This is a genomic window from Chryseobacterium indologenes (genome assembly GCF_001295265.1).
Classification (GTDB): domain Bacteria; phylum Bacteroidota; class Bacteroidia; order Flavobacteriales; family Weeksellaceae; genus Chryseobacterium; species Chryseobacterium indologenes_A.
Genome location: NZ_LJOD01000012.1, coordinates 1 through 25,371, shown reverse-complemented (window position 1 = coordinate 25,371; position 25,371 = coordinate 1). Strand labels below are relative to the sequence as shown.

The following is a 25,371-nucleotide window of genomic DNA, read 5'->3' as shown; positions in this document are numbered from 1 at the left end:
CAACTATAAAGCATAGAAGATCTTTAAACAAAACGGTACAATCATGAAAACTTGACCAGGTTGAAGGGTATTAATATTCGTTTCATTCCCACACCTTCAGCTTAGACACAGTTAGTTTTTATAATAAGCAAGTTGGAAAAATAATTCATTTTGTTTTTTTATAATTTATTTTAATAGCCAGGACCATAAAGCATTCAAATAATATATAAATATTTTCACACCACATCACAAAATATTAAAGTCCGGCTATTAAAATAAATTTTTTGAAACAAGACAAAAAGTAATTTCTTCTAAATAACAGTTTTATAAGGGGGCCGCGGAAGGATTCTTTCCGCGGTTTTTTTATGATATCTTACTCCACTTGTTCTTGCCTTTATAGTATTTCAGATAATAATTTTTGATGATTATATTTTCCGGTCGGTTCAGGTGAGGATCGGTTTCCAGTATTTTATCAACCGCATTTTTGGTTGTTTTAATAATGGCAGAATCGTTAACAAGATCCAGCTTTTTGAAATCCACAACACCACTTTGCTGTGTGCCCAAAATATCTCCCGGGCCTCTGAGCTGCATATCTACTTCCGAGATTTTGAATCCGTCATTTGTTTCAGTCATCGTCTTAATACGGGTCCTGCTTTCCTTAGACATTTTATCAGAAGTCATAAGGATACAGTAACTCTGTTCAGCTCCTCTTCCTACACGGCCTCTTAGCTGATGAAGCTGGGAAAGCCCAAACCTTTCTGAACTTTCTATAACCATTACAGAAGCATTGGGGACATTCACCCCAACTTCAATAACGGTGGTGGCCACCATAATCTCAGCTTTTCCTGAGGCAAAATAATTCATGGCTGCATCCTTTTCATCAGGTTTCATTTTACCGTGAAGCATTGTGACATTGTAATCTGAAAATGCATTCATCACATGTTCAAGCCCTTCCATCAGATTTTTATAATCTAAAGTTTCAGATTCCTCAATCAGAGGATATACAAAATAAATCTGCCTTCCTTTTCTGATTTCGTCTCTGCAGAAATTATACACATAAGTCCTGTCCTTTTCGCGTCTGTGAGCTGTAATAATGGGTTTTCTGCCGACTGGCATCTCATCAATAACAGACACATCCAGATCAGAATAAAAGCTCATTGCCAGTGTTCTCGGAATTGGGGTAGCAGTCATCACCAGAATATGCGGAGGAATTCTGTTTTTAGCCCACAATTTAGCCCGCTGTGCAACACCAAATCTGTGTTGCTCATCAATAATGGCAAGTCCTAGGTTTTTAAATTTTACCTTATCCTCCAATACAGCGTGTGTTCCTACTAAAATAGAAAGAGAACCGTCTTCAAGCTCCTGATGAATAACTTTACGTTCCGACGCTTTGGTAGAGCCTGTCAGAAGACGGACATTAATCCCGGTTTCATGTAACAGGTCTTTGATTCCGTTGTAATGCTGCTGGGCAAGAATTTCAGTGGGCGCCATCAGGCAGCTTTGGAAACTGTTATCCATAGCAATCAGCATTGTCAATAACGCTACCATTGTTTTTCCGGAACCTACATCGCCCTGCAGAAGCCTGTTCATCTGGATAGGCCTCTTCATATCCATGCGTATTTCTTTTAAAACCCTTTTTTGTGCATTGGTGAGATCAAAAGGAATATGATGGTTGTAAAAAGTATTAAAATGATCTCCTATGACAGGAAAGGGGTTGCCAACAGCCTGAGATTTGTGATGCAGCTTTTTCAGACCGTATCCCAATTGAAAAAAGAAAGATTCTTCAAACTTCAGCCTGTGATCTGCTTTTTCAAAATGCTCCATATCCTTGGGGAAATGAATGTTTAAAAAAGTATGCTGCCTGGATAAAAATTTAAAAGCTTTTATCAGGTATTCGGGGAAATTTTCCTCAATCAGATTAGGGATTTCCCTGCAGATATTTCTTAGTATAACCTGGAAAAATCTTTGGTTCAATCCTCTTTTGGTCAGTTTTTCAGAACTTGGATAAATGGGTTTCAGCCGGCTGTCCCCTTCTTTCTTTTCCTCCGCATCAATTTCCGGATGCGGCATAGAAAACTGACGGTTGAATACATTAATTTTTCCGAAAATATAAACTTCCCGGTTGACAGGAATCTGTTCTTTCAGCCATTTTGAATATTGAAACCACACCAGATCCATAGTTCCGGTATCATCATTAAATTTTGCCGAAAGTCTTTTTGTTTTTCCGGTCTGGATCTCCTGAACCTGAGTTATTTTTCCTTTAAGCTGAATTTCCTGACTCGTTTCCTGAAGCTGGGAGATTTTGTGAATCTTACTTTTGTCCAGATAGCGGATAGGGTAGAAGTTCAGAAGATCATCCACTGTAGAAATGCCCAACACATTCTTAATGAGTTTGGCTCTTTCAGGACCTATTCCTTTTACATATTCTATGGAGGTTTCTAAAGTCATCTATCGGAAAACAAAGCTTCGAATTTCGGGAAAATAAAAAAGACTTCCAAAAAAAGGAAGTCTGAATTCAGTATAAGGAGATCCGAATTTCGGACTGCCTGATTAATCTTTGATCTTAGATTTGAATTTTTTCTGGTAATCTTCCCACTGCTCTCTGGTACGGATCTTTTTAAAGAGATCTTTGGAGATCAGTTCCAGATAAGGTTCCAGTTCTTTGGCAGACAATTCACCCTGAAGTATGGTGATGGGACCACCGTTTTCATCCAGAAAAACAGTGCTTGGAACAGCGCCTACATTCATATACTGGGTAAACTCATGCAGAGAATTTCTTCCTTTTTTATGTTCCGTATTTTCATTGGCAAATGTTCTTCCGAAAATCTCAAATGTCTTTTTTTCTTCAGCATTGAATTTTACAGGATAAAAGTTGTCATTCAGAATCTGGGCAATTACTGCATGACCGTAGGTTTTTTTATCCATAATCTTGCACGGTCCGCACCAGTCTGCATAAAAGTCAATAAGAATTTTTTTTGGATTTTCTTTCTGGGCTTTTATCGCTTCTTCAACAGTCATCCACTTTACCTGAGCAAAGCTGAAATTTAATATAAATAATAGGGTTATGCTTAAAAATTTCTTCATATTTTGATATTTATGTAAAAATAAGCATAATTTGCCTACTTTTTATTTAACATCTTGCATTAATTTTTTCACAAACGGAGATATCAAAATTAATACCACTCCGGCAATTACTGCATATAATCCCAATTGTTTATAACCATCGGTATAAGTAACTAAAGCATCATAATTGGTAGATCCTTCTTTTGCCGTAGCAAGACTTGCTCCTATAATTCCGGCAACATATTGTCCGTAAGCCGAAGCAAGAAACCACATTCCCATCATCATTCCCTGTAAATTCTTAGTGGAGAGTTTAGTCATGATGGATAGTCCGATAGGTGAAAGGCAAAGTTCCCCTAATGTAATAACCAGCAAAGCCAGAGTAAAGAAGTTCAGAGAGGTAATTCCCTGAAGGTCGGCAAAAAATCTTGTGGCAAATAAAACATAATAACCTATTCCGAGAAAAATAAATCCTAAACCGAATTTGATAATGGTATTGGGTTCAATTTTTCGTTTGTTCAACCAGATCCATAAAAGCCCGATAAGCGGGGCAAGGAAAATAATGAAGAATGCTCCTCCGGAATTATTTACTCCGTTGGGATCCAGTCCGAAAAGATCTTTATTCAGATTTTTAGCAGCAAAAATACTCAGGGAACCGCCACTTTGTTCATAAATTCCCCAGAATAAGATTGAAAAAATAATAAAAACAAGAGCTGCCCATAGTTTTTTTCGCTCAGAAGCTGTTACTTTAGACATTTCATAGAATAGATAAAGAAGAGTAAGAGGGCCAATAGTCCACATAAAATAATCCGTGTACTGTGTTTTGGCAACCATTATCATAATAACCGGAATAAAGACCAATGACAATAAATATACTCCGAATTCTTTCCACTTCGGAATGGGAGCTGTTTTAACTTCTGCCAAAGGATGCCCCGGCTGAAGCCCAATTGTTCCTAATCTTTTCTGAGTGAAAATAAAATTAACCAAACTTACGACCATAACTACTGAAGCCAGTCCGAAAGCTATATTCCATCTCATGGCTTCCGGAATAGTTTTCCCAAGAAGCTCACCTTTACCAATAGCAATACAAAGGTACCCGCCTAGTAAAGCTCCCAGATTGATCCCGGCATAGAAAAGTGAAAAGCCGGCATCCGCTCTTGAATCATTCGGTTTGTAAAGCTGCCCTACCATTGAAGAAATATTGGGTTTAAAGAAACCTGTTCCTACAACCGTAAAAGCAATTCCTAAGAAAAAGAATTTATGGGGATCTGTAGCCAGAATCAAGCTGCCTGCAATCATCAGAAGACCTCCCCAGAACAGCGATTTCCGGAATCCGAGGATTTTGTCGGCAAAAAGTCCGCCTACAAATGTAAAGGCATACACGAAAGCTTGTGTAGCGCCATATTGAAGATTGGCTTCCTTTTCATGGAAATTAAGTTGGGAGATCATAAAGAAGACCAGCATTCCACGCATTCCGTAAAAGCAGAAACGTTCCCACATTTCAGAGAAAAACAGGCTCCAGATCTGTCTGGGATATTTTCCTTTAAAATTCTGTATTTCTTCTAGAGTTAAGCTCATAATTGTATATGATTAAGTTTTTAATAAGGGTTTTTATTGTTGTTCTGATCCGGTTCAAAACGGATTCTGTCCTGATCAATGATTTGTTTTATCCGAATTATTAAGCCTTATCATCAGACTGTAGTAAGTCCGGCTCAATTCATGACGCAATGCGTCACATATTGGAAATGTCTGATAAAGGGAACGCATGTTCCTTAGGTTACTCTCACCAAACCCTTTTCCAAACTCCAGAGTAAGCTTTTGGGATAGATTTTTCAGGATATACTTTCCGTATTCTGCACGTTCTTTTCCCTGTTGTTCATCCTCTACAATCAATTTTCCGATTTGCCAGTAAGTAAGCAGCAGGGTAGAATTCGCTATTCGAAAAACTTTTTCGCGCGACTGTCTGATGATTTCCTTTACGGACAGAAATAAAGAATCTTCGGAAATTTCCATCATACGAAAATAAAAAAAACCTCTGACTTAACAGAGGTTTTTATATAATTGATTGAATTTATTATTTGATTCCGTGCATTTTCTTTTCAAGCCATCTGCTGATCACGAAAAGAATAAGTGCTGCCAGGCCACACATAATAACAAATACAATGAAGAAATCGAATAGGTTGGCAATCTCAAATCCTAAGAAAGAAGTTGTTTTTGCAGGACCTCCGTTTTCTCCACCACCCGGAATTAGTGCGGATAATGTTCCCGCAAATTTATTGGCTGCTGCATTGGCAAGGAACCATGTTCCCATAAGCAAAGAAGAGAAACGTGCAGGAGATAATTTAGATACCATGGAAAGCCCGATTGGTGAAAGACAAAGTTCTCCCATAGTGTGGATTACGTACAGACCGATAAGCCAGAACATAGAAACTTTATCCATCATTCCAAGTCCGTAAACCGCATAAGCGATTACTGCATAACCGAAAGAAATAAGGGCTAAACCATATCCCATCTTTTTAGGAGAAGAAGGTTCTTTGCCACGGTTCCCCAGTCTTAGCCAGAATGAAGAGAAAAGAGGAGCCAAAAGTAAAATGGCTAAAGCATTTACAGACTGGAAGTAACTTGCAGGCATTTCCCAGCCGAAAAGATTACGGTCCGTCTGTCTGTCTGCAAATATCGTTAATGAAGCACCAGCCTGCTCAAAAGCACCCCAGAAGAAAATTACAAAGAATGCCAGGATGAAGATCACAATAATACGGTCTTTTTCATCTTTGGTAAGCGTTTTATCGGTAAGAACAATCAGAGGCATAAGGATCATAGCCCCGTAAATAAGGTATCCGATAACATCCAGATCACTGTTGAACATGGTTTTGAAATTCATTAAAAAGAAAATCAAACCAATAGAACCCAGAACAATAAGCAGCTGAACAAGTCCGAACTTATTTCTTGGCATCCCGATAGGCTTATTGTCAGCATCTACCAGTACCTTATTTTTTTGAGTGATAAAGGTGATCAAACCGATCAGCATCCCGATTCCTGCTGCTAAGAATCCCCATTTGAAGTCTACTTTTTCTGCCAAAGTACCACACACAAGAGGAGACATAAATGCACCAAGGTTAATACCCATATAAAAAATGGTAAACGCCGAATCTACCCTACGGTCTCCCTGAGGATAAAGCTGCCCAACCATGGTTGAGATATTCGGTTTGAAAAATCCGTTCCCAATAATCAGCATTGTAAGTCCCAGCCACATCAGGGTAAGGGCGCTGGCTCCCGTAGTGGAAGCACTGAAGAACAGGATGAATTGTCCAATGGCCATCAGTAATCCTCCAATTTCAATACTTCTTCTGTTACCTAAAAACCGGTCAGCCAGATATCCACCTAAAAGTGGCGTAAGATAGACCAATCCTGTATAACTTCCATAAATTTCTGATGCATTGGCATCATCCATAAGGAGTATTTTTGTCATGTAAAGTACAAAAATAGCACGCATTCCATAGTAAGAAAAACGTTCCCACATTTCTGTTAAAAACAGAAGATAGAGACCTTTAGGATGTCCTTTCTGCTGAGCTGTATCCATATTTCTTGTTAAATTTTTGTTAAGACTGACAAATATAGTTTATTTTGAGTTTTTGACAAGGTTTTAATTTTATATTTAAATAAAAAAGCTGCGGAACCATTCCGCAGCTTACTATTCTTTATACAAATTAATGTTTAATGTCCTTTTTCTTTCATGATCTTGTTTAATCTTTTTAGCATAGAAAGGCCTAAAAGGGTGGCAAATATTAACAAAGCAAAGTTTACAAGGAAATAATTCATTTTGTTGTCATAATTATACCATGTACTGGCGAGGATCCCTGAAAGCTTGTTTCCTACAGAGTTGGCAAGAAAGAATCCACCCATCATCAAAGCCGTGATTCTGGCAGGCGAAAGCTTGGAAACAAAGGACAATCCCATTGGAGAAAGGCATAGTTCACCAATAGTAATCACTCCGTATCCTGCTACCAGCCAAAGCGGGGAAACTTTTACAGCTCCGTTGTCTCCGGCCATTACGGCAAGAACCATCACAAGGCATGATAAACCGGAAATAAATAGCCCCAGTACGATTTTGGTTGGTGTTAAAGGTTCTTTTCCTTTTCTTCTCAATAATGCCCAGAATCCTACAACAACCGGTGTGAGGGCAATTACCCAGAATGGGTTGATAGACTGGAACAGTTCTGTATTATAAAGATATACTTTACTTTCCGGATTTTTTTCTAAAGCAGCACGTTGTTCGGGTGAAATATTTTTAAAATAAACATCTTTCCCCATTTCTTTTTTTGTGTCTCCATTGTCGTCTTTTTGAGAACGGAACTGGTTGTCATATACAGGAACTTCTTTATCTTCAAAGCTTTTTCCTTCAACCATATAAATTCCTTCCAAAGGTTTTTCCAGAGCAGCAGGAACACTTCTGTCCGTATAATAATTAGCCCATCTCGTTAAGGCTGTACCGTTCTGCTTGAAAACGGCCCAAAAGAACATGCTGATCATAAATACAGAAAGCAATGCCCCAATAGAAGACTTTTCTTCCGGTTTTGCTTTAAAATAAAGTGATGCATAGAAATAAATAACCGGAATACACGCAAAGATGAAGGCATCGGTACTTGAGCTTCCGAAAATATTATGACCTAAAATATCCGTCATGAACCAGCCGATAGCTCCTGCTCCCAAAGCAGGAACAAAAACTTTCATCAGGATTTCAGAAAGTTTGGTATCTCCTTCCTGTACAGGTTTCATCTGTGCTGCATGGATGTAATGTTTTCTTCCGATGCTGAAGATCACAAGACCAATAAGCATTCCCACTCCGGCCGTAATGAAAGCTTCACCCCATCCGAATTTATTACGCATGAATGCTGCAATGATATTACAGATAAATGCTCCGATATTAATCCCCATATAGAAAATATTATATCCGGAGTCTTTATTCGCTTTGTAAGGTTCTTCAGAATACAGGTTTCCTAAAAGCGTAGAAATGGTAGGCTTAAAGAAGCCGTTTCCTATGATAATCAATGCCAGAGAGGCATAAAATAAAGGAAGTTCTTTGAAAACTCCCATTCCGATATATCCTGCGGCCATCAGAATTCCGCCCAGGTAAATGGATTTGATGTAGCCTAAAACCCTGTCAGCCAGGAAACCTCCAAGAAAAGGCGTCAGGTAGGTCAATGCGATGTAAGTTCCGAAAATGTCATCAGCTGTTTTGTCCGGCAGTCCGAGTCCGCCTTTCATACCGGCAGGCTCAATCACATAAAGAACAAAGATTCCGAGAATCAGATAATACCCGAAACGCTCCCACATTTCTGTGAAAAAGAGGTAGGGCAGGCCTTTAGGATGTTTAGTCTTCATTATATTCAAATTTCAAATTCCTCCAAAAATAAGTTTTTAATTTTAATTGATAAAATAAATAATTTATCCGTAAAACGATTAATAAAACAAATAGTAAAAATCCCCTTCATAAATGAAGAGGATGTTATGACTTTTTCTAATTTTTCGGGATAACAGGAGGCGGTACGGGAGCCGCAGTATTGTCATATATTAGCTTTTCCGTTTGGATTTTTATTCCCCCGTTGATCAGTTCTTCCATGGCAGCTTCATTCTTATTGAATACCTTCTCCGGTACTGCTGCTTCTATAACCGTATAGTAGCCGTCGTTGGTCACAAAATGATTCTGGATAACTTCATAACCGGTTTCTATTTCATAAAATCTTATATAAAACATATCAATTCCGTTTACCTTCCTGAACTCCTTCTTTCTGACTGATATTTCAGGAGATTTAAGGAAGACAGAAATAACACTGTTTTTTGCTTTTTCAAGCGTAGTTACAGAATGGTTGCCCTTATAACTTCCGAATGAACCCTGAAGCTCCGGATTAAAAGTACCTCTGAATCTGTACTCATTGGCTCCGTTTTCATGCTGTTCACTGGTGATGGTCCATTTTCCAGGATCAAAATACAGCCCGCTGTAGACTATTTTGCTTTTCACAAGTGAGGATTCTGTTCTTTTCTTTCCAAAGTTTTCCTTGTTTACAGGGATCTTTTCAAAAAGCGCTTCTATTTTTTGGTCAGCATATTTCCAGGTGGTCTTTAAAAAGGAGCACTTTAACCTGATGATCTATGATAGCTTCTAATGAAGGAGCGTGAACAAAATCCGGATAATTCCCGGAAGGTAACCATGTTTTATCTTCATAAAGCATGGCCTCATTTCCATCTTTTATGAATGCTCTTTGAGAGAGCATAAAACAACCCCATAATAAACAGATTACTGAGAACCAGCACTTCACTATCTTGGTTTATAGATTATTTAAGATAAAATCTGTCATCTTCTGATACAGCTGTGGTCTTGTCTGACCTCCGTAAATTCCGTGGTTTTTGTCCGGGTAAGCCATAAAATCAAACTGTTTTTTGTTCTGGATAAGGGCTTCCGATAATTCCATTGAATTCTGGAAATGTACGTTGTCATCAGCGGTTCCGTGGATCAGAAGGAATTTGCCTTTCAGTAATCTGGCATATTCTGTAGGGGAGTTTTTATCATATCCGTCAGGATTTTCCTGAGGCGTCCTCATAAATCTTTCCGTGTATACAGAGTCGTAATATCTCCAGTTGGTAACGGGTGCTACTGCAATTCCGGCTTTGAAAACATCAGCTCCTTTCGTCATCGCCAGGCTGGTCATATACCCACCAAAGCTCCATCCGAACATTCCGATTCTTGTTTTATCGATATAGGATTGATTTCCGAACCATTTGGCAGCCGTAATCTGGTCTTCAATTTCATATTTTCCTAAATTCATATAAGTTACTTTTTTGAACTTAGCGCCTTTATACCCTGTTCCACGCCCGTCTACACAAGCTACGATGTAGCCTTTCTGTACCAGATGATTGAACCATAATGTATTTCCGTTATCCCATGAATTAGCCACCTGCTGCGATCCCGGTCCTGAATACTGGAACATAAACAGAGGATATTTTTTATTGGGATCAAAATTCTTAGGCTTCATGATCCAGGCATTCATCTGGTCACCCACAGCATTTGGAATTGTGATGAATTCTTTTTCCACGAAATTATCTGCTTTCAGCTTCTGAAGCTGCTCATTGTTGTTCTGAAGTTCTTTTACCGCTTTACCATTGCCGTCTTTCAATACAAAAGTGTAAGGTTTTCCGGCTGTAGAAGAGGTTTCAATGAAGTAATTATAGTTTTTGCTGAAACTGGCTGAATTATTTCCTTCTGCATTAGAAATCAACTGTGATTTTCCGTTTTCAATATTTACTTTGGAAACTACCTTGTTAATACTGCCTTTTTCTGTGGTCTGAACATAAATTTCTTTGGATTTCGGGTTGAATCCATAATAATCGGTTACTTCCCAGTTGCCTTTAGTAATCTGTTTTTTTAGTTTGCCGTCTTTATCATACCAGTACAGATGGCGGTTACCATCTCTTTCAGAAGCCCAGAGGAAAGAGTCGTCTTCAAGGAATTCCAGGGTAGGGCTGTCTGTATCAATCCATTTTTCATCCGTTTCAGTGAATAATTTCTGAACTGCCCCGGTTTTGGTATTTACCTTTAAAATATCAGAAGCATTCTGAATTCTTTCGGAAGTGATCAGAACAATTTCATCAGGTTTTGCCGTCTGGAAAACATTCGGAATGTAATAATTTTTGAAAGAACTTAAGTTGAGCGGCATAATTTTTCCGGTATCTAAGCGGTAAAGCTGTGCGGAAACTACAGAGTTTTTTTCTCCGGCTTTAGGGTATTTATAACGCATTTCATCCGGATACAGCTTTTTGCCGTAGATAGGAATATAGATTTCCGGAACCTGGCTTTCATCCGATTTTACAAATACAATGGCATCAGAATTTTTCGTCCACTCATATTGTCTTGCATGCCCGAATTCCTCTTCATATACCCAGTCTGCAAGACCGTTGATGATTGAATTCTTTTTACCATCATTGGTGATCTGGGTAATTTTTCCTGAGTTAAGATCCTGATAGAATAAGTTATTATCTGCAATGAACGCTATTTTTGAAGCATCAGGAGAAAATCTTGGTTCCTGAACAGGTTTTCCGTTATTTAGGCTGATTGTTTTTCCGGATTTCAGGTCTTTTACATCAAATTTTCCTAAGAATGAATGTCTGTAAATAGGCTGGCTTTCTAATTGTAAAAGAATTTTGGATTCATCATCAGAAAATTCATAGCTTTCAAAGCTCCCGTCCACCAGGTTTCCTTCTTTCTGTGAGGTTTTATAAGAATACTTTGCAATTCCGGAAGGTTCAATCACCAGGTAGTTTTCTCCGTTTATCATGGAAGCAATCCCGGCAATCCCTTTTCCACGGTAATATCCTGAATATATTTTATCTAAAGTAATTTCCTGAGCCGATACACTCTGAAATGCAGCAGCAATGGTAAGTGTGAGTAAGAATTTTTTCATTTCAAATTTTAATGATTCCAAATTTAATAAATCTTACGTATATAACCATATAAAACAAAACCAGTACCTCATATCCTGGTTGTTTTGATTATCCTTCAATAATCGGATCTTCTATCACCGGTAGTAGTCTCTCGGAGCACAGATAGGATAGAGCAGGTTGCACGGTGTTTCCAGGTCTCCTCCGATAAAGCCAAGCCTGTACTGGCATGTTTCCGGATCCAGACATCTTCTCATTCCCGGCAGGCCTCCTCCCTGTATTTCTTTTAACTGTTCTCTTGTGATTTTCTTTGAATTTTTCATAATGATATTGAATTTTTTTGGATTGAACTTCTAAATGAGTTAAAAATATCATCAGGTAGTGAGTTTTATTGAAAAAATAAATTTGGCAAAAAAATTGAATGTATACTAATATCAATCAATTAAAATAATAATTATGGAAACGAATGCATACAACCAGAAACTTAACCGTTACGATCTGAATGACCGCATCATTTATACCGGTTTCTCAAGTTTCAAAGATGCCGAAGAATGTGCCCATAAAAAAGGGGGTACTTTAGTTGAAATAGGTTTTAAAGATGGAAATGATAATCCTCAGATCACAGATGAAGCCGGCCTGATTGAAAAAAAGCTTCATTACTATGCGTATGCAGGTGATGAATATAAATTTATCCATTCTTCGGATCCCGGATTCAGAAAATACGCAGATGAACTGCAGAAAATAAAAGCAAGAAACGATAAAACAAGTCCCGATGAACGGTACTTTGCCAGTTTTGAAATTGAAAATTCAGAAGACCCGATTATTGTGATTAAAAATGATCAATTTGAATCGGTAACTTCAAGAGAACGATGTAAATATCTTAAGCACGCTAAAGTGTATGAATTAGGGGTATCCCTGCCAAAATCTTAAAAAAATCGTATCATGAGCAAGACAAAATATTCAGAAAAAGCTCAGGACAAAGTAGGAAAGGTAATGCACGAATTCAAGGAAGGAAAACTGAAATCTTCTTCCGGGAAAAAGGTAACAAGCAGAAAACAGGCCGTGGCCATTGGTATTTCTGAGGCCAGAGAAAAAGGCCTTAAAGTGCCTAAAAAGAAAAAAGATTAATTTCAATAAAAAACCGCGTGAAAATCTCACACGGTTTTTTTATTTTGCTGATTTACAGGTTGCTATTAACTATTTTGCTGATTATAAAGAACCTTGTAATATTCATCGGCCATCCTGTCGCTGTTGAACTGATCTTTTACATCGTTCATTGCATTATACTGGATTTTTCTCCACTGGTCAGGATGGTCATAATAAGTTGGAAGAATTTCATTTTCCAGAATTTCATAAAGCTTATTCAGGTCATAATTGTCCTGTTCGTAAATGCTCATATTCAGATAATCTGCTTTAGGAACAACGAAAGAGTTTTCGCCTGACCTGGCAAATTCAGGAATCCATCCGTCATCCGTTGATAGATTGACAGATCCGTTCATCGCAGCAGTCATTCCTGATGTTCCCGAAGCTTCTCTTGGAACTCTTGGGTTATTGAGCCATAGATCAGATCCCTGTTTCAGAGATTTACTTAAAGAGAGTTCATAACCGGTAAGAACAGCCATATTTTTATGATTTTTACTTTCTTCCACCAGTGAATTGAATGTTGAAATAGCTGTATAGTCCATAGGGTAAGGTTTTCCTGCCCAGATGATCTGTACCGGATATTTGGGATTGTTCAGAAGTCTGTAGAATCTTTCCTTATCGTGCAAAAGAAGATCTGCCCGTTTATATCCTGCAAATCTTCTTGCCCATACAATGGTGAAAACATTCGGACTGAACAGGTTTCCGGTTTGGTCTGCCACTATTTTGAAGAGTCTGCTTTTTAAATGTTTCTTGCGGTAATCAAAAACGGTTTCATCATTTTCGTCTTTCGCATTATAAAGCGGTTTGTCTGCCCAGTATTTAAATTCCTGAGCGTTGGTAATGGAAGTGATCTCACAGATTCCAGGATATTTGTTCCACATCACTCTGGAAACCACGCCGTGCAGCTGGGAAACCCCGTTGGCAATTCTTGCCATTTTCAGGGCACACAGTGAATGGTTGAAACGGTCATCATCAGAGCCTTCAATACTTTTTACCTCTTCCATGCTGAATCCGGAGAAATAAGACATGTCATAACATAATCTAAGATTATGCTTTTCGTTGCCTGCCTCTTCCGGAGTATGGGTTGTGAATACCAGTTTTTCTTTTACCCTGTTCAGGTCACCATTGTATTTTTTCAGAAGGTAGAATGCTGCAGGAAGCCCGTGGGCTTCATTAAGATGGTAAACATCTCTTTGAATATTCATTTCGTCCAGAAGCTTCGCTCCTCCTTTTCCTAATAAAATATACTGGGCAAGCTTAGTGGATTCGTTGGCATCATATAATTTATGGCAGATGGTTTTGGAAACGTGATCATTTTCAGGAACATCTGTTGAAAGGAAAAACATAGGGGCTGTATTGAATATTTCAGGATCCAGATACCATACTTTTACCCAAACCGGGGCACTGTGAATTTCAATCTGGAACTTTATTCCTGTATCTTCCAGAAAGCTGTACATTTTTCGGGTCCATACCGGCTGGAGGGTCTGATCATGGTTTCTTGCCTGATCATAATAACCGAATTTCCATAGAATGCCGATCCCGATAAGGTCCTGCTTAAGATTGTATGCACTTCTCATGTGAGAACCTGCCAGGAATCCCAGCCCTCCCGAATATATTTTTAAAACCTGATCAATGGCAAACTCCATTGAAAAATAAGCAGTTTTTTTAGAATATTGTGGATTGATGCTGTAAGGTATTTTAAAATTTCTAAAATCCATAAATTACAGTTTTGTATTAGAAGGGGCAAAGGTATTAATTATGAAAATAAACTTTATATTAATTATTTGATAAATTAATTTAAAAGTATCCTCCGAATAGTTTTTTTACTTACCTTTAGTATATAATTTTTTGATTTTCAAAAAGTTCTAATAGTGAAAGCGGATTGCGCACGTATTCTTCAGACCCATAAAAAAATGCACATGAAAAAGACATTTTCTGATGAAGATCTGACCAAGAATCTCAGCCTGTATTACCTGAACCGGCATTTGAAAAAAAAGCCGATAGAAAAGTATCACCGTACCATAGATGCGTCTCTTCTTCATGACCGTGAAAAGTATAGAAAGAAATCTGAAATCCTGCTTCTCAATTCTTTCATGCATCATTTCCCCGAAGTAAAATTTGAGAACCTTACCTGCGAAAGCCCTGACTTTATCGCCAAACTCAATGACAAAAAAATCGGAATAGAACTGACCGAAGTGATTAATCATCTGGATATGAAAAAAGCAGAGAGCACTTTGAATAAAATGTTCCGTCAGGCAGAAATAATATTAGAACAGGAAGACACTACGAAATATCGTGGTGTTTATTTTTTAGAATTTCATCCTCACCTTAAACTGGATAACCCCGAGGAACAGCAGGAAAATATTCTCAATATTTATAAAAGCATTAAAAAAAATAAAGCGGTGGGCTGTGTAAAAAGTCTGAGAAAATCTTTTCACCGCAGAAATGTCTTTATTACCCACGAATACAGTATGAACCTTTTTGATGAACTCTGTTCTGAAAAAATTCTTGAACTTATTGAAAAGAAAAATGAAAAGTTCCCTTATTATGACACTTCAGTAGATGAATGCTGGCTGGTCATTGTTTCTGATATGAACTCCATTGCTTCACGGTATACCTTTATTCAGGATAAAGAACATTTAAGTCAGGTGAAAAGTCCTTTTCACAAAATATTTCATCTTGAAAATCTGTGTGGAAATATTACAAGCATAAAGTAATTTACTTTTAAAGTGTGTAGTTTTTCGTTAAATCTTTAATTTAATTAAAATAATTCAAAATTTAATCGTTTTTGTTGTTTATAATTAAATTATGAGTATATTTGGTATTGCCTTGTATATCATATGCTTGGTGATTTATTTTAACAAAAAACTATATATCTATGAAGAAATTTTTACTGTTTATTTTTCTTTCACTTTCGCAATTTCTTTTCTCACAGGCAGACTGTACGTCTGCACTGGCAGTTTGCGGAAATTCCAGTATTACCTACAGTCCTTCAGGGATTGGGAATGTTAATGAAAACCTGAGAGGCTGCCTGACAGAAGGAGAACATAATTCCATATGGTATAAAATTACCATTGCTACAGGCGGTACGCTTACTTTTAACCTGGTTCCGAATGATCAGGATGCAGATTATGACTGGGCAATCTACGGCCCCAATGTAAACTGCTCCAATCTGGGTACGCCCATTCGTTGTAATGCAGCTACTGTTGTAGGAGTTGGAGCTTCTACAGGATTGAATATGACGAGTACAATTACCAGTGCAGCCGGAGGTTCAACAACTCCTTACTGTAAATATCTGGATGTTCTGCCGGGGCAAACCTATTATTTATATCTGGATAACTGGGTGAATGCAAGCAATCCAACCATGGCCCCGTTCTCTTTAACATGGGGAGGAACGGCAACATTGGCATCGCCATTTACAGACCCTGCTACTCAGCCGTTTCCGTTTACTCCTCCGGGAGTGCCTGCCGCTAACCCGGCAGACCCAAGAGAGGTTGTGATCTGTTCCAATCCTGCTGTATTTGATTTTACCACTTTATCTGCAGGAATCATCAATGGAAACCCTAATTTTTCTGTTAGCTATCATACAAGCCAGAATGCGGCTTTAACAGGCACCAATCCAATTACCGGCCCTACTTCCGTAACTGTAGGTCCTACTTATTATTACAGTATCAGCTACACAGATCCGACTAATCCAAACAGTCCGCTTAATAAATGTAAGCAGGTTGGATTATTTAAATTCAGAGACGGAAAAATTACAACAAGAAATGCTACATTAACGCAATGTAACAATAACAATGCAGGAACTGCGGTGTATGACCTTACGAGTGCCGATATTATTGGAGATCCTAACGTTACCAAGAAATATTATCACAGCCTTCCTGATCTTAATGCTGGAGTTGGGGAAATCACCAATCCTATGACATTTACTTCCGCAGAAGGAACTATTTATGTGAAGGTTACTTCACCTTTCGGATGTACTTCTGTAGCTCAGATCTTCCTGAAATTCTATCCTGTGCCCGCCGTACAGAATGCTGAAATAAGAACATGCGCGCTGGAAAATAATCCTTCCACAGGATCATTTAATCTTACGGGACCTACGGTGACAACGCAGGCCGGTGCCATCAAAAAATATTATCCTTCATTAACAGATGCAATAAACCAGACCAATGAAATTCTTACTCCTACGGCGTATGTAGCACCTACCGGAGTAGCGTATGTAAGGGTCTTTAATGCACAGGGCTGCTACAATGTTGCTAAGATTACCCTGATTGTGATTTCCCCGGTTTATTCTAATGTTCTTCAGGATAAGATTATTTGTGTAGCTGATAAAACTACGCTGGATGCAGGTCCAGGATTTACTAATTATCAATGGAGTACAGGAGCCACTACCCAGGCTATCAGCAATGTAGGAGTGGGTACGTATTGGGTGAAACTTACATCAGGAGGTTGTGTGGTGACACAGAATGTGAAAGTATACGCTTCTGAACAGCCGGTCATCACCGGGGTTGATATTTCAAACAATACCATTACCGTATTTGTGATGGGAGGTACAGTACCTTATAAATACTCAATGGATAATATCAACTGGCAGGATTCTAATATTTTCACTAATCTTTCAAGAGGTGATCATAAAGTTTATGTAAAAGATTCCTATAACTGTGCACCAATGGAAGTAGGAGTGGTAGTCCCTAATCTTGTTAATGTAATCACTCCGAACGGAGATGGTATTAATGATGTAATTGACTATTCTGCTTTAGCCAATAAGACGAATCTTGTGTTCAGTATTTTTGACCGATACGGAATTAAGATCCATGAAGGAAATAAACAGAACGGATACAAATGGGACGGAAGTGTGAATGGTATCGGGAAAGTACCAACCGGTAACTACTGGTACTCTGTAACCTGGAATGAAAACGACAAAAAGAGTACACCAATCAAGTATTCAGGATGGATCGTTGTGAAAAATAGAGAATAATACACCTAGAAACGATAAAGAGTCTCCACATAAGTTGGAGACTCTTTTATTCAAAACAAACTAAAAACTATGAAACTGAAAACAGGCCTGAAGCTGAAAAGCTAAAGATCCTGTGTATTCCAAATTAAATATATGAAGAACAAAATTTTTACAACTTTGCTGGGATTAATAATAGGAATCCCCACATTTTCCCAAACATGGATTTTACAGAATGCCGGATCAGGCGGTGCAGGTCAGACATCTATGCACGTATATGATGTCAACAGCGTCTGGGCATGTGCCAATACCGCAACAGGCGGTGTCTTTACCAAAACTTCAAACGGAGGAACCAGCTGGACACCGGGCGTTTTTAATATAGGTAATAATGCGAAACTGTACAGCATAGCATCAATCTCAGGAGTCAGTGCAACAACGGCCTGGGTAATGAGTCCTAATGGCTCTACAGGTCCAACCAGCACTTCCACTCTTGGAGAAGTCTGGAAAACGACCAACGGAGGGACCAACTGGATAAAACAATTTACACTGCCATCAATAGGGATCGCAGTTCATTTTTTTGATGCCAATAACGGCTGGGTTATCGGATCGCAGGCATCTACTTACGATATGTATACCACTCAAAATGGTGGTGACAGCTGGTCGCAGGTACCGCTTGGTAACATTTCCGGGCCAATGACAGGAATATTTGGGTATCACCAGTATTATGTAGTAAACGGTGTTATGTTTCTATGCTTTTACAATATAAACAATGGAATTACAGATTATAAAATTTATAAATCTACAGATAAGGGGGTACATTGGTCACCAGTTTCAGGTTCATTTCAGGGAGGACAGTTCAATGATTTTTTAATGGCCTGGAGTGATGCCAATAAAGGTGTTGTTTTTTTACAGACAGGACAGGCGTCAGGCGCTCAGACCGATTTAAAAATATACAGAACTGATAATGGAGGAGTAACATGGTCGGAAGTTCCGTTTTCGGGGTTATCGGTGGTGAATAGAATTTATGACATTGCGTATGTTCCGGGTAAAAATACTTTGATTGCCACAAGTCCGAATGATTTGGCAAGAGGATCATGGATAAGCACAGATAACGGAACCAATTGGACGGCTATAGACCCGGGGGTCTCTCATTGGAATGTAAACTGCTTCGGAAACAGCTGTTATTCGGCAGGATGGACTTCAGCGGCTCAGTTTGCGGCCATGTATAAAATGACTTTCAGAGAGCTGGGTACTCAGGAAATAAAACTGAACTGGGGCGGTATTTATCCTAATCCTACAAAAGGAGAGCTTTATATAAAGACGGATAAAAAAATTAAATCCTCAACGGTTCTGGATGGATCGGGCAGAATTGTATTAATGGCAGATTCATCTGATAAGCTGGATCTTTCTTCATTTCCTAAAGGAGTATATGTTGTTAATATTGAATTCGGGGATGGTACATCCTCTTCTGAAAAAGTAATCAAAGAATAGTATTTCAGGCATTTTGAAATAAAATTGATAGATAAAACCATTTCATAAAGAGATGGTTTTTTTGTGAAAAATAGTACATTAGATTTAAAGAATCATGGATATGAAGAAACTATTTGTAAAACGTTTTGAATATTATAAATCACTGGGTGATAGAACTTTCGGGCAGCTTTCCGAAGAACAGGTTTTTTGGCAGCCCAACGGGGAAAGCAATTCTATTGCGGTTATTGTAAAGCATATAGCAGGAAATATGCTGTCAAGATGGACGAATTTTTTAACGGAAGATGGTGAAAAGCCCTGGAGGAACCGCGATGATGAATTCATCAATACTTTCAAAACCAAACAGGAGGTTCTGGAATACTGGGAAAAAGGCTGGCAATGTCTTTTTGAAGCCTTAGATCAGGTCAATGATGATAATATATACTCAGAAGTCTATATAAGAGGAGAGGCGCATACCGTTCTGGATGCCATTATCCGTCAGATAGCTCACTACCCCTATCATATCGGGCAGATGGTTTATATTGCGAAAATAATGAAGAATGAAGACTGGAAAACACTTTCTATTGCAAGAAATAAATCGGACGAGTTTAATAATGAGATGAAAGATAAGTTTTCAAAAAGCTCAGATTATGGAAATGCATAACTTTACCATTAATGGTGAAAATGGAATTGTTTCAGAAAAATGTATTGAGTTCAATATCCGTGATTTCCATACAGCATCCCAGTTTGTAGCCAAAATTCCCTATAAGAGAAACCGGGATAAAAATAATATCCTTTGCATTTTTGAGGAGAAATGCGGAACCTGCAGTACAAAACATGCCGTACTGAAAAAACTGGCACTGGAGAATAATGAAAATGCTGTAAAATTAATGCTTGGCTTGTTTAAAATGGATTCCAGATATGCTCCGGCTATAAAAAATACACTTCAGAAATATGGTCTTCCCTATATTCCCGAAGCCCATAATTATTTAAAGATTGGAGATCAGTATTATGATTTTACAAAGTCCGGATCAAGCTACAATAATTTTAAAAACAATATTTTATCGGAATCAGAAATAGAATACGACCAGATTGTCTCTGAGAAAATATCAATTCATAAAAGATTTCTTCAAAAATGGCTGGATGATGAAAAGATCAGTTATAAATTAGAGGAAATATGGCGGATCCGGGAAGAATGTATTAAAGATTTGCAAAAGTCCGAAGAAGATCAGCCTGATTCTAATTTTTCTTCCGTCTGCTTCCTTAACAGCCCTGAAGTAAGAGAAGAATATAAACAATAGACCGAATCAATTTAGAAATTCTTATTAAAATTACTATCTTTGCACCCAGAAAATTCAGGAGTAATAAATGTCTACTTTTCACAGAACTGCCGCATTTCATACACTTGGCTGCAAATTAAACTTTGCGGAAACGTCTACTATTGCCCGACAGTTAACAGATGCAGGTTATGATAAGGTAAGCTTTGATGAAAGAGCAGATATCTATGTAATCAATACCTGTTCTGTAACGGAAAATGCTGATCGCGAGTGTAAGCTTCACGTAAAAAGAGCGATGAAGGCTAACCCTGAAGGGCTTGTAGTTATTGTAGGATGTTACGCACAGTTAAAACCTGAAGAAATTTCGCAGATTGAAGGAGTAGACCTTGTTTTAGGTGCTAAAGAAAAGTTCAATATCTTAAGCTATCTTGATGATCTGCAAAAAACCGATCACCAGGGTATTGTTCATTCCTGCGAAATTGAAGAAACCGATTTCTTTATCGGAAGCTATTCTATTGGTGACAGAACCAGAGCTTTCCTGAAAGTTCAGGATGGTTGTGACTACAAATGTACCTATTGTACCATTCCTTTGGCAAGAGGAATTTCCCGTTCAGATACCATCGAGAATGTTCTTAAAAATGCAGCAGAAATTGCAGGTAGAGACATCAAAGAAATTGTTCTTACCGGAGTAAACATCGGAGATTACGGTAAAGGCGAATTCGGAAATAAAAAACATGAACATACTTTCCTGGATCTGATCTCAGAGCTGGATAAGGTAGAAGGCATTGAAAGAATCCGAATATCTTCCATTGAACCGAATCTGTTAAAAAACGAAAGCATCGAACTGGTTTCCAAAAGCAGAAGCTTTGTTCCGCATTTCCATATTCCGTTGCAATCCGGGAGTGACGATCTTTTGAAAAAAATGAAACGCCGCTACCTGACTAAGCTATACAGAGACAGAATCAGTAAGATCCGCGAGGTAATGCCTGATGCAGCTGTTGGTGTAGATGTTATTGTAGGGTTTCCCGGTGAGACAGAAGAAAAATTCATGGAAACATATAACTTCCTGAATGAGCTTCCTATTACCTATCTTCACGTATTTACCTATTCTGAAAGAGAAAATACGGAAGCGGCAGGCATGGATGGGGTTGTTCCCGTAGCCGAAAGAAAAAAACGTAATAAAATGCTGAGAATACTTTCTGAAAAGAAAAAAATGGCATTTTATCAGACCCAGCTTGGGAAAACGCTTCCAGTACTTTGGGAGCACGAAAATAAAGACGGAAAAATGTTTGGCTTCACAGAAAACTATGTGAGAGTCCAGAAAGATTTTGACCAGGCATCCGTAAACCAAATCGAATTTCTGAATTTAGAAAAAATCCTGTCAGATGGCACGGTTTCTGTGCAATCTTCTTACGAAAGTTTTTTAGCAAAAGCATAGTCTCTTTGCAAAATTTCTACTAAATTTATTTTTAACTTTAAAATACTACATTCATGAGAGATAAGTTTTTATCTTGGGGAATTGTATTAGTAATCGCTACGTGGATTGTAGCATTACTGATCAGAGCGCATTACTGGATACCAATCCTGCTGTCCGCCATTTATGCATTGGGTGTTTACAATGCTTACCAGTCAAAACATGCTATTTTGAGGAACTTTCCCGTACTGGGGTACTTCAGATACTTTTTTGAAAGTATTTCACCCGAAATGCAGCAGTATTTCATCGAAAGAGAGACAGACGGGAAGCCATTTCCCCGAAATCAGCGCTCTGCAGTATACAGACGTGCCAAAAATCTGAGCGACACCGTTGCTTTTGGAACGCAGTTAGAAGTGAATCACAGAAAATATGAAGGAATCAAACATTCCATTTATGCAAAGTCGCCATCAGAAGAACTTCCAAGAGTATGGGTAGGGGGCGAACAATGTACACAGCCTTACCATGCTTCCCTGTTTAATATTTCTGCCATGAGTTTTGGAGCATTAAGCGACAGGGCGCAGATTTCATTAAACAGAGGAGCCAAAAAAGGAAATTTTTATCACAATACAGGAGAAGGCGGAATTTCGCCGTATCATCTGGAAGGAGGAGATTTATGCTGGCAGATTGGTACCGGATATTTCGGATGCCGGGATGAAGAAGGAAGATTCAATCCGGAACTCTTTACAAAATATTCTACACTTCCTAATGTGAAGATGATTGAAATCAAATTATCGCAGGGAGCAAAACCAGGACACGGAGGAGTGCTCCCGGGAGTGAAAAATACACCGGAAATTGCAAAAATCCGTCACGTGAAACCAGGAATGACGGTTATTTCACCGCCATCGCACAGTGCTTTTTCAGATGCTGCAGGCCTGTTGAGATTTGTACAGCAGCTTAGAGAGCTTTCAGGAGGAAAGCCGGTAGGCTTCAAGCTTTGTATAGGAGATACCAGAGAATTTGAAGATATCTGCGTTCAGATGAATGTTCTGAAAATTTATCCGGATTTTATCACCATTGATGGAGCTGAAGGAGGAACAGGAGCTGCACCGCCGGAATTCTCAGATGGAGTAGGAATGCCTCTGGAACCAGCATTGATTTTCGTTAACAGAACCCTTAATAACTACAACGTTAGAAATAAAGTAAGGGTAATTGCCAGTGGTAAAGTACTGACAAGTCTTGATATTTTAAGAGCTGTGGCTATGGGAGCAGATATGTGTAATAATGCAAGAGGATTCATGTTCTCGCTAGGATGTATCCAGGCTTTAAGATGTAATTCCAATAACTGTCCGACAGGTGTTGCCACACAGGATAAAATGCTGATTAAAGGGCTTGATGTAACTGATAAAAGTGAAAGAGTATATCATTTCCATAAAAATACGCTTCACACATGTAATGAACTGATTGCAGCAGCAGGAAGAAGCTCTTATGAAGAAGTAGATGCAACCATGTTTATGAGAGGAGATGAATTTGATCATCTGGCGGATCTTTACTTCCCTGATATTTTAGGAAATGTAAAGCAGAAAGCAAGATCTTAAATAACAAAAACCGTAATCAATTGATGATTACGGTTTTTTATTTTTACTGTGCCGTGTATTATTACGGTCTTGCCGTTGTTTTATATACCTGGAAATTGAAAACGAATGTTCTGTTTCTGAAGGAATATCCGCTGTAATTATAATGGGCATCCCTTGCAAAAGCAGCTCTTGATGGTACAATGATTACTCCCTGAAGATTATAAGGTGAGTCGTCGGTCTGATCAAAAGCTTTAAATTTTCTCAAAGCTTCACCAAACCCTTCTATCATATAATAACTTTGCTGTGCAGCAGCAGTAGTTGTAGCCCCTGTAATTAAAGGATCAGAAGGAGCAATATAATAGAACTTAGGATCTACCAAAGGAATTCCGCTTCCGTCAACAGGACTGTAGCCTAAAAAGGTTGCTACTGAAGAAGGAGAAAACATAGAATTCCCGTCAGTGTTAACTGCAAGATAGGTTTTAGCACTCATCATAATTCTTATGATGTCTTTTTCTCCAATGGCTTTTCCGGCAGCTGGATTTATATCATCGGGCTGTGCTCCCGGTCTTGTAATGTATATTGTACCTGAAGGTAATGTTTCTTTAGGCAGCTCGCTCAGTTTTTTTTCATTGTCATCAGAAGGATCAGTGCTGCTAAATGCTTTTATATTTCCCTGGGCATCCAGATAATTCTCATTCATAAATTTTTGAATGGCCTGATCGTCATACATATTCTGGACATTAATATCTTCAGGCTCCTGATAATCACCAGCTTCATCATCCTTTTTACATGCAGTAAAACACAAAGACCCCGCAAGGATATATAAAAATATTTTTTTCATTTCAAAAAACTTTAATTACTTTACAGATAATATAACGGCAAAAGTATAAAAAAATATGAGAATAGATAAATTTTTATGGAGTATTCGTTTTTATAAGACGAGGAGTATTGCAGCAGAGGAAATTAAAAAGAACAGGGTATCAATGGGTACATCTGCCGTAAAGTCATCAAAAGAAGTAAAAGAAGGAGATGTAATCAGGATCAGGAAAAATCAGATTGATTATAAAATTAAAGTTCTTCAGATTCCCAAAAGCAGAATAGGGGCGAAGCTGGTTCCGCTTCATATACAGGATGTAACGGATAAAGAACAGTATGAACTGCTGAAGATGCGTAAAATGGCCCAGGATTATTACAGAAGCAAAGGGGAGGGCAGGCCTACTAAAAAAGACAGAAGAGATATGGATGATTACGTAGGAAATGATGTTGATTCCGATTTCACAGACTGGGATGACTTTTTTGGAGAAACAGGTGATGATGCCGAAAGCGAAGATTGATATAAAAAAGTTCTAGAGATAGAGCTTTTCTGTTATTTCATTAACAATGTCTTCAGGAGTTCGGGAGTCCGTAATGACACTAAACTGGGCTTTATTGTAAAATATATTCCTTTCAAATAAATGCTTGGCAATAAACTCGGGAAGATCTTCATCAGAAATATGGGCTATTAAAGGCCTTTTTTCTTTCTGTTTTGAGAGCCTTTCTGATAAAGTGGCCACAGAAGCTCTTAAAAATACACTTTTAGAGTTATGATTAATAATCTCCATATTATTATAATAAACAGGAGTTCCTCCACCCAGGCTTAAAACTATATTTTCTTCGGTAGCAAGTATCTCTTCCAATGTCTCTCTTTCCAGCTTTCTAAAGTAGATTTCACCCTTTTTTTCAAAAATTTCAGGAATCGTTAATTTATTTCGCCTGGAAATCTCTTTATCCAGGTCAATTAACCTGAAATTTATTTTTTCGCTTAATATTTTGGAAACGTGAGATTTGCCACAACCCATGTATCCGATCAGTGAAATTATCATGAATTTTTTTTAAACAAATTTGCAAAAAAGTTTTGAGATAACGAAAAAACCCATATCTTTGCACCACTTAAAACAAGGGACATTACTTAAATGAAAACTTGTTAAAATAAGTGGCCGACTCGGTAGCTCAGCTGGTAGAGCAATACACTTTTAATGTATGGGTCCTGGGTTCGAATCCCAGCCGGGTCACAAGCGAAATAAGTTACTA

At 38.2% G+C, this 25,371-nt stretch carries 23 protein-coding genes and 1 tRNA gene; 11 read left to right on the top strand and 13 right to left on the bottom strand.

The features are described 5' to 3' along the window. Positions 1-342 precede the first annotated feature (342 nt). From recG to AOB46_RS16230, 10 genes are all read right to left on the bottom strand, one after another. Entirely contained in the window at positions 343-2,427 is a 2,085-nt protein-coding gene (gene recG / locus AOB46_RS16270; protein WP_062701307.1) for an ATP-dependent DNA helicase RecG, read from the bottom strand. Positions 2,428-2,529: 102 nt separating this feature from the next. Continuing rightward, positions 2,530-3,063 carry a thioredoxin family protein gene (locus tag AOB46_RS16265; protein ID WP_062701305.1) on the bottom strand — a complete coding sequence of 178 codons (534 nt, stop codon included), beginning with the start codon at positions 3,061-3,063 and terminating at the stop codon, positions 2,530-2,532. Positions 3,064-3,105: 42 nt separating this feature from the next. Next, on the bottom strand, positions 3,106-4,617 hold the full coding sequence (locus tag AOB46_RS16260) for a peptide MFS transporter (protein ID WP_062701303.1): 1,512 nt from the start codon (positions 4,615-4,617) through the stop codon (positions 3,106-3,108). Positions 4,618-4,692: 75 nt separating this feature from the next. Then, entirely contained in the window at positions 4,693-5,055 is a 363-nt protein-coding gene (locus AOB46_RS16255) for a DUF1016 N-terminal domain-containing protein (RefSeq protein ID WP_241489230.1), read from the bottom strand. A 58-nt stretch (positions 5,056-5,113) separates the two neighbouring features. Continuing rightward, positions 5,114-6,619, bottom strand: a complete 1,506-nt coding sequence (locus AOB46_RS16250; RefSeq protein ID WP_062701300.1) for a peptide MFS transporter — start codon at positions 6,617-6,619, stop codon at positions 5,114-5,116. Between the two features lie 134 nt (positions 6,620-6,753). Beyond that, entirely contained in the window at positions 6,754-8,421 is a 1,668-nt protein-coding gene (locus tag AOB46_RS16245; RefSeq protein WP_062701298.1) for a peptide MFS transporter, read from the bottom strand. Between the two features lie 136 nt (positions 8,422-8,557). Beyond that, a complete protein-coding gene (locus AOB46_RS16240) occupies positions 8,558-9,058 on the bottom strand; it encodes a hypothetical protein (RefSeq protein ID WP_062701296.1) in 501 nt (166 codons plus the stop codon). Between the two features lie 79 nt (positions 9,059-9,137). Next, positions 9,138-9,311, bottom strand: a complete 174-nt coding sequence (locus AOB46_RS23420; RefSeq protein WP_157845076.1) for a hypothetical protein — start codon at positions 9,309-9,311, stop codon at positions 9,138-9,140. 54 nt (positions 9,312-9,365) lie between these two features. Further along, entirely contained in the window at positions 9,366-11,495 is a 2,130-nt protein-coding gene (locus AOB46_RS16235) for a S9 family peptidase (RefSeq protein WP_062701549.1), read from the bottom strand. A 114-nt stretch (positions 11,496-11,609) separates the two neighbouring features. After that, the gene (locus AOB46_RS16230) at positions 11,610-11,795 is read right to left on the bottom strand and encodes a bacteriocin-like protein (protein ID WP_062701294.1); all 186 of its coding nucleotides are present in this window, start codon (positions 11,793-11,795) and stop codon (positions 11,610-11,612) included. 133 nt (positions 11,796-11,928) lie between these two features. On the opposite strand from AOB46_RS16230, the gene AOB46_RS16225 reads away from it, so the two are divergent. Both AOB46_RS16225 and AOB46_RS16220 read left to right on the top strand, forming a co-directional pair. Continuing rightward, positions 11,929-12,402 (top strand): hypothetical protein, encoded by a 474-nt coding sequence (locus tag AOB46_RS16225; RefSeq protein WP_062701292.1) that lies wholly within the window; start codon positions 11,929-11,931, stop codon positions 12,400-12,402. Between the two features lie 12 nt (positions 12,403-12,414). Continuing rightward, complete coding sequence (locus AOB46_RS16220) at positions 12,415-12,600, top strand: DUF6496 domain-containing protein (RefSeq protein WP_062701290.1); 186 nt, start codon at positions 12,415-12,417, stop codon at positions 12,598-12,600. Positions 12,601-12,665: 65 nt separating this feature from the next. On the opposite strand, the gene glgP is transcribed toward AOB46_RS16220, so the two are convergent. Beyond that, complete coding sequence (gene glgP / locus AOB46_RS16215) at positions 12,666-14,333, bottom strand: alpha-glucan family phosphorylase (RefSeq protein ID WP_062701288.1); 1,668 nt, start codon at positions 14,331-14,333, stop codon at positions 12,666-12,668. A 201-nt stretch (positions 14,334-14,534) separates the two neighbouring features. Between glgP and AOB46_RS16210 the strand changes: the two genes are divergently transcribed. The 7 genes from AOB46_RS16210 (at position 14,535) to AOB46_RS16180 (ending at position 23,322) form a co-directional block, all read left to right on the top strand. Further along, a complete protein-coding gene (locus tag AOB46_RS16210; RefSeq protein WP_062701287.1) occupies positions 14,535-15,332 on the top strand; it encodes a hypothetical protein in 798 nt (265 codons plus the stop codon). A 161-nt stretch (positions 15,333-15,493) separates the two neighbouring features. Further along, positions 15,494-17,593 (top strand): T9SS type B sorting domain-containing protein, encoded by a 2,100-nt coding sequence (locus AOB46_RS16205; protein WP_062701286.1) that lies wholly within the window; start codon positions 15,494-15,496, stop codon positions 17,591-17,593. Between the two features lie 132 nt (positions 17,594-17,725). Continuing rightward, on the top strand, positions 17,726-19,060 hold the full coding sequence (locus tag AOB46_RS16200; protein WP_062701285.1) for a T9SS type A sorting domain-containing protein: 1,335 nt from the start codon (positions 17,726-17,728) through the stop codon (positions 19,058-19,060). Positions 19,061-19,160: 100 nt separating this feature from the next. After that, positions 19,161-19,700, top strand: a complete 540-nt coding sequence (locus AOB46_RS16195) for a DUF1572 domain-containing protein (RefSeq protein WP_062701547.1) — start codon at positions 19,161-19,163, stop codon at positions 19,698-19,700. After that, the gene (locus tag AOB46_RS16190) at positions 19,687-20,337 is read left to right on the top strand and encodes a hypothetical protein (RefSeq protein ID WP_185113880.1); all 651 of its coding nucleotides are present in this window, start codon (positions 19,687-19,689) and stop codon (positions 20,335-20,337) included. Before AOB46_RS16195 ends, AOB46_RS16190 begins: the two co-directional genes overlap by 14 nt. Positions 20,338-20,404: 67 nt before the next feature. Then, complete coding sequence (gene mtaB, locus AOB46_RS16185; protein ID WP_062701284.1) at positions 20,405-21,751, top strand: tRNA (N(6)-L-threonylcarbamoyladenosine(37)-C(2))-methylthiotransferase MtaB; 1,347 nt, start codon at positions 20,405-20,407, stop codon at positions 21,749-21,751. 53 nt (positions 21,752-21,804) lie between these two features. Then, positions 21,805-23,322, top strand: coding sequence for an FMN-binding glutamate synthase family protein (locus tag AOB46_RS16180; protein ID WP_062701282.1), 1,518 nt, complete (start codon positions 21,805-21,807; stop codon positions 23,320-23,322). 61 nt (positions 23,323-23,383) lie between these two features. Here the strand turns inward: AOB46_RS16180 and AOB46_RS16175 are convergent, their stop codons facing one another. After that, complete coding sequence (locus AOB46_RS16175) at positions 23,384-24,142, bottom strand: hypothetical protein (RefSeq protein ID WP_062701280.1); 759 nt, start codon at positions 24,140-24,142, stop codon at positions 23,384-23,386. 55 nt (positions 24,143-24,197) lie between these two features. On the opposite strand from AOB46_RS16175, the gene AOB46_RS16170 reads away from it, so the two are divergent. Continuing rightward, complete coding sequence (locus AOB46_RS16170; protein WP_062701274.1) at positions 24,198-24,635, top strand: RNA-binding S4 domain-containing protein; 438 nt, start codon at positions 24,198-24,200, stop codon at positions 24,633-24,635. A gap of 12 nt (positions 24,636-24,647) precedes the next feature. Here AOB46_RS16170 and AOB46_RS16165 read toward each other — a convergent pair whose 3' ends face one another. Next, on the bottom strand, positions 24,648-25,163 hold the full coding sequence (locus AOB46_RS16165) for a shikimate kinase (protein WP_062701271.1): 516 nt from the start codon (positions 25,161-25,163) through the stop codon (positions 24,648-24,650). Between the two features lie 116 nt (positions 25,164-25,279). Here AOB46_RS16165 and AOB46_RS16160 point away from each other — a divergent pair. Continuing rightward, positions 25,280-25,352, top strand: a tRNA-Lys gene (locus tag AOB46_RS16160). Positions 25,353-25,371 lie beyond the last annotated feature (19 nt).

Bases quoted from the DNA above. Each gene is read 5' to 3' on its own strand.
- recG (WP_062701307.1), bottom strand. From the start codon at position 2,427: ATGACTTTAGAAACCTCCATAGAATATGTAAAAGGAATAGGTCCTGAA.
- AOB46_RS16265 (WP_062701305.1), bottom strand. From the start codon at position 3,063: ATGAAGAAATTTTTAAGCATAACCCTATTATTTATATTAAATTTCAGC.
- AOB46_RS16260 (WP_062701303.1), bottom strand. From the start codon at position 4,617: ATGAGCTTAACTCTAGAAGAAATACAGAATTTTAAAGGAAAATATCCC.
- AOB46_RS16255 (WP_241489230.1), bottom strand. From the start codon at position 5,055: ATGATGGAAATTTCCGAAGATTCTTTATTTCTGTCCGTAAAGGAAATC.
- AOB46_RS16250 (WP_062701300.1), bottom strand. From the start codon at position 6,619: ATGGATACAGCTCAGCAGAAAGGACATCCTAAAGGTCTCTATCTTCTG.
- AOB46_RS16245 (WP_062701298.1), bottom strand. From the start codon at position 8,421: ATGAAGACTAAACATCCTAAAGGCCTGCCCTACCTCTTTTTCACAGAA.
- AOB46_RS23420 (WP_157845076.1), bottom strand. From the start codon at position 9,311: ATGCTCTCTCAAAGAGCATTCATAAAAGATGGAAATGAGGCCATGCTT.
- AOB46_RS16235 (WP_062701549.1), bottom strand. From the start codon at position 11,495: ATGAAAAAATTCTTACTCACACTTACCATTGCTGCTGCATTTCAGAGT.
- AOB46_RS16230 (WP_062701294.1), bottom strand. From the start codon at position 11,795: ATGAAAAATTCAAAGAAAATCACAAGAGAACAGTTAAAAGAAATACAG.
- AOB46_RS16225 (WP_062701292.1), top strand. From the start codon at position 11,929: ATGGAAACGAATGCATACAACCAGAAACTTAACCGTTACGATCTGAAT.
- AOB46_RS16220 (WP_062701290.1), top strand. From the start codon at position 12,415: ATGAGCAAGACAAAATATTCAGAAAAAGCTCAGGACAAAGTAGGAAAG.
- glgP (WP_062701288.1), bottom strand. From the start codon at position 14,333: ATGGATTTTAGAAATTTTAAAATACCTTACAGCATCAATCCACAATAT.
- AOB46_RS16210 (WP_062701287.1), top strand. From the start codon at position 14,535: ATGAAAAAGACATTTTCTGATGAAGATCTGACCAAGAATCTCAGCCTG.
- AOB46_RS16205 (WP_062701286.1), top strand. From the start codon at position 15,494: ATGAAGAAATTTTTACTGTTTATTTTTCTTTCACTTTCGCAATTTCTT.
- AOB46_RS16200 (WP_062701285.1), top strand. From the start codon at position 17,726: ATGAAGAACAAAATTTTTACAACTTTGCTGGGATTAATAATAGGAATC.
- AOB46_RS16195 (WP_062701547.1), top strand. From the start codon at position 19,161: ATGAAGAAACTATTTGTAAAACGTTTTGAATATTATAAATCACTGGGT.
- AOB46_RS16190 (WP_185113880.1), top strand. From the start codon at position 19,687: ATGGAAATGCATAACTTTACCATTAATGGTGAAAATGGAATTGTTTCA.
- mtaB (WP_062701284.1), top strand. From the start codon at position 20,405: ATGTCTACTTTTCACAGAACTGCCGCATTTCATACACTTGGCTGCAAA.
- AOB46_RS16180 (WP_062701282.1), top strand. From the start codon at position 21,805: ATGAGAGATAAGTTTTTATCTTGGGGAATTGTATTAGTAATCGCTACG.
- AOB46_RS16175 (WP_062701280.1), bottom strand. From the start codon at position 24,142: ATGAAAAAAATATTTTTATATATCCTTGCGGGGTCTTTGTGTTTTACT.
- AOB46_RS16170 (WP_062701274.1), top strand. From the start codon at position 24,198: ATGAGAATAGATAAATTTTTATGGAGTATTCGTTTTTATAAGACGAGG.
- AOB46_RS16165 (WP_062701271.1), bottom strand. From the start codon at position 25,163: ATGATAATTTCACTGATCGGATACATGGGTTGTGGCAAATCTCACGTT.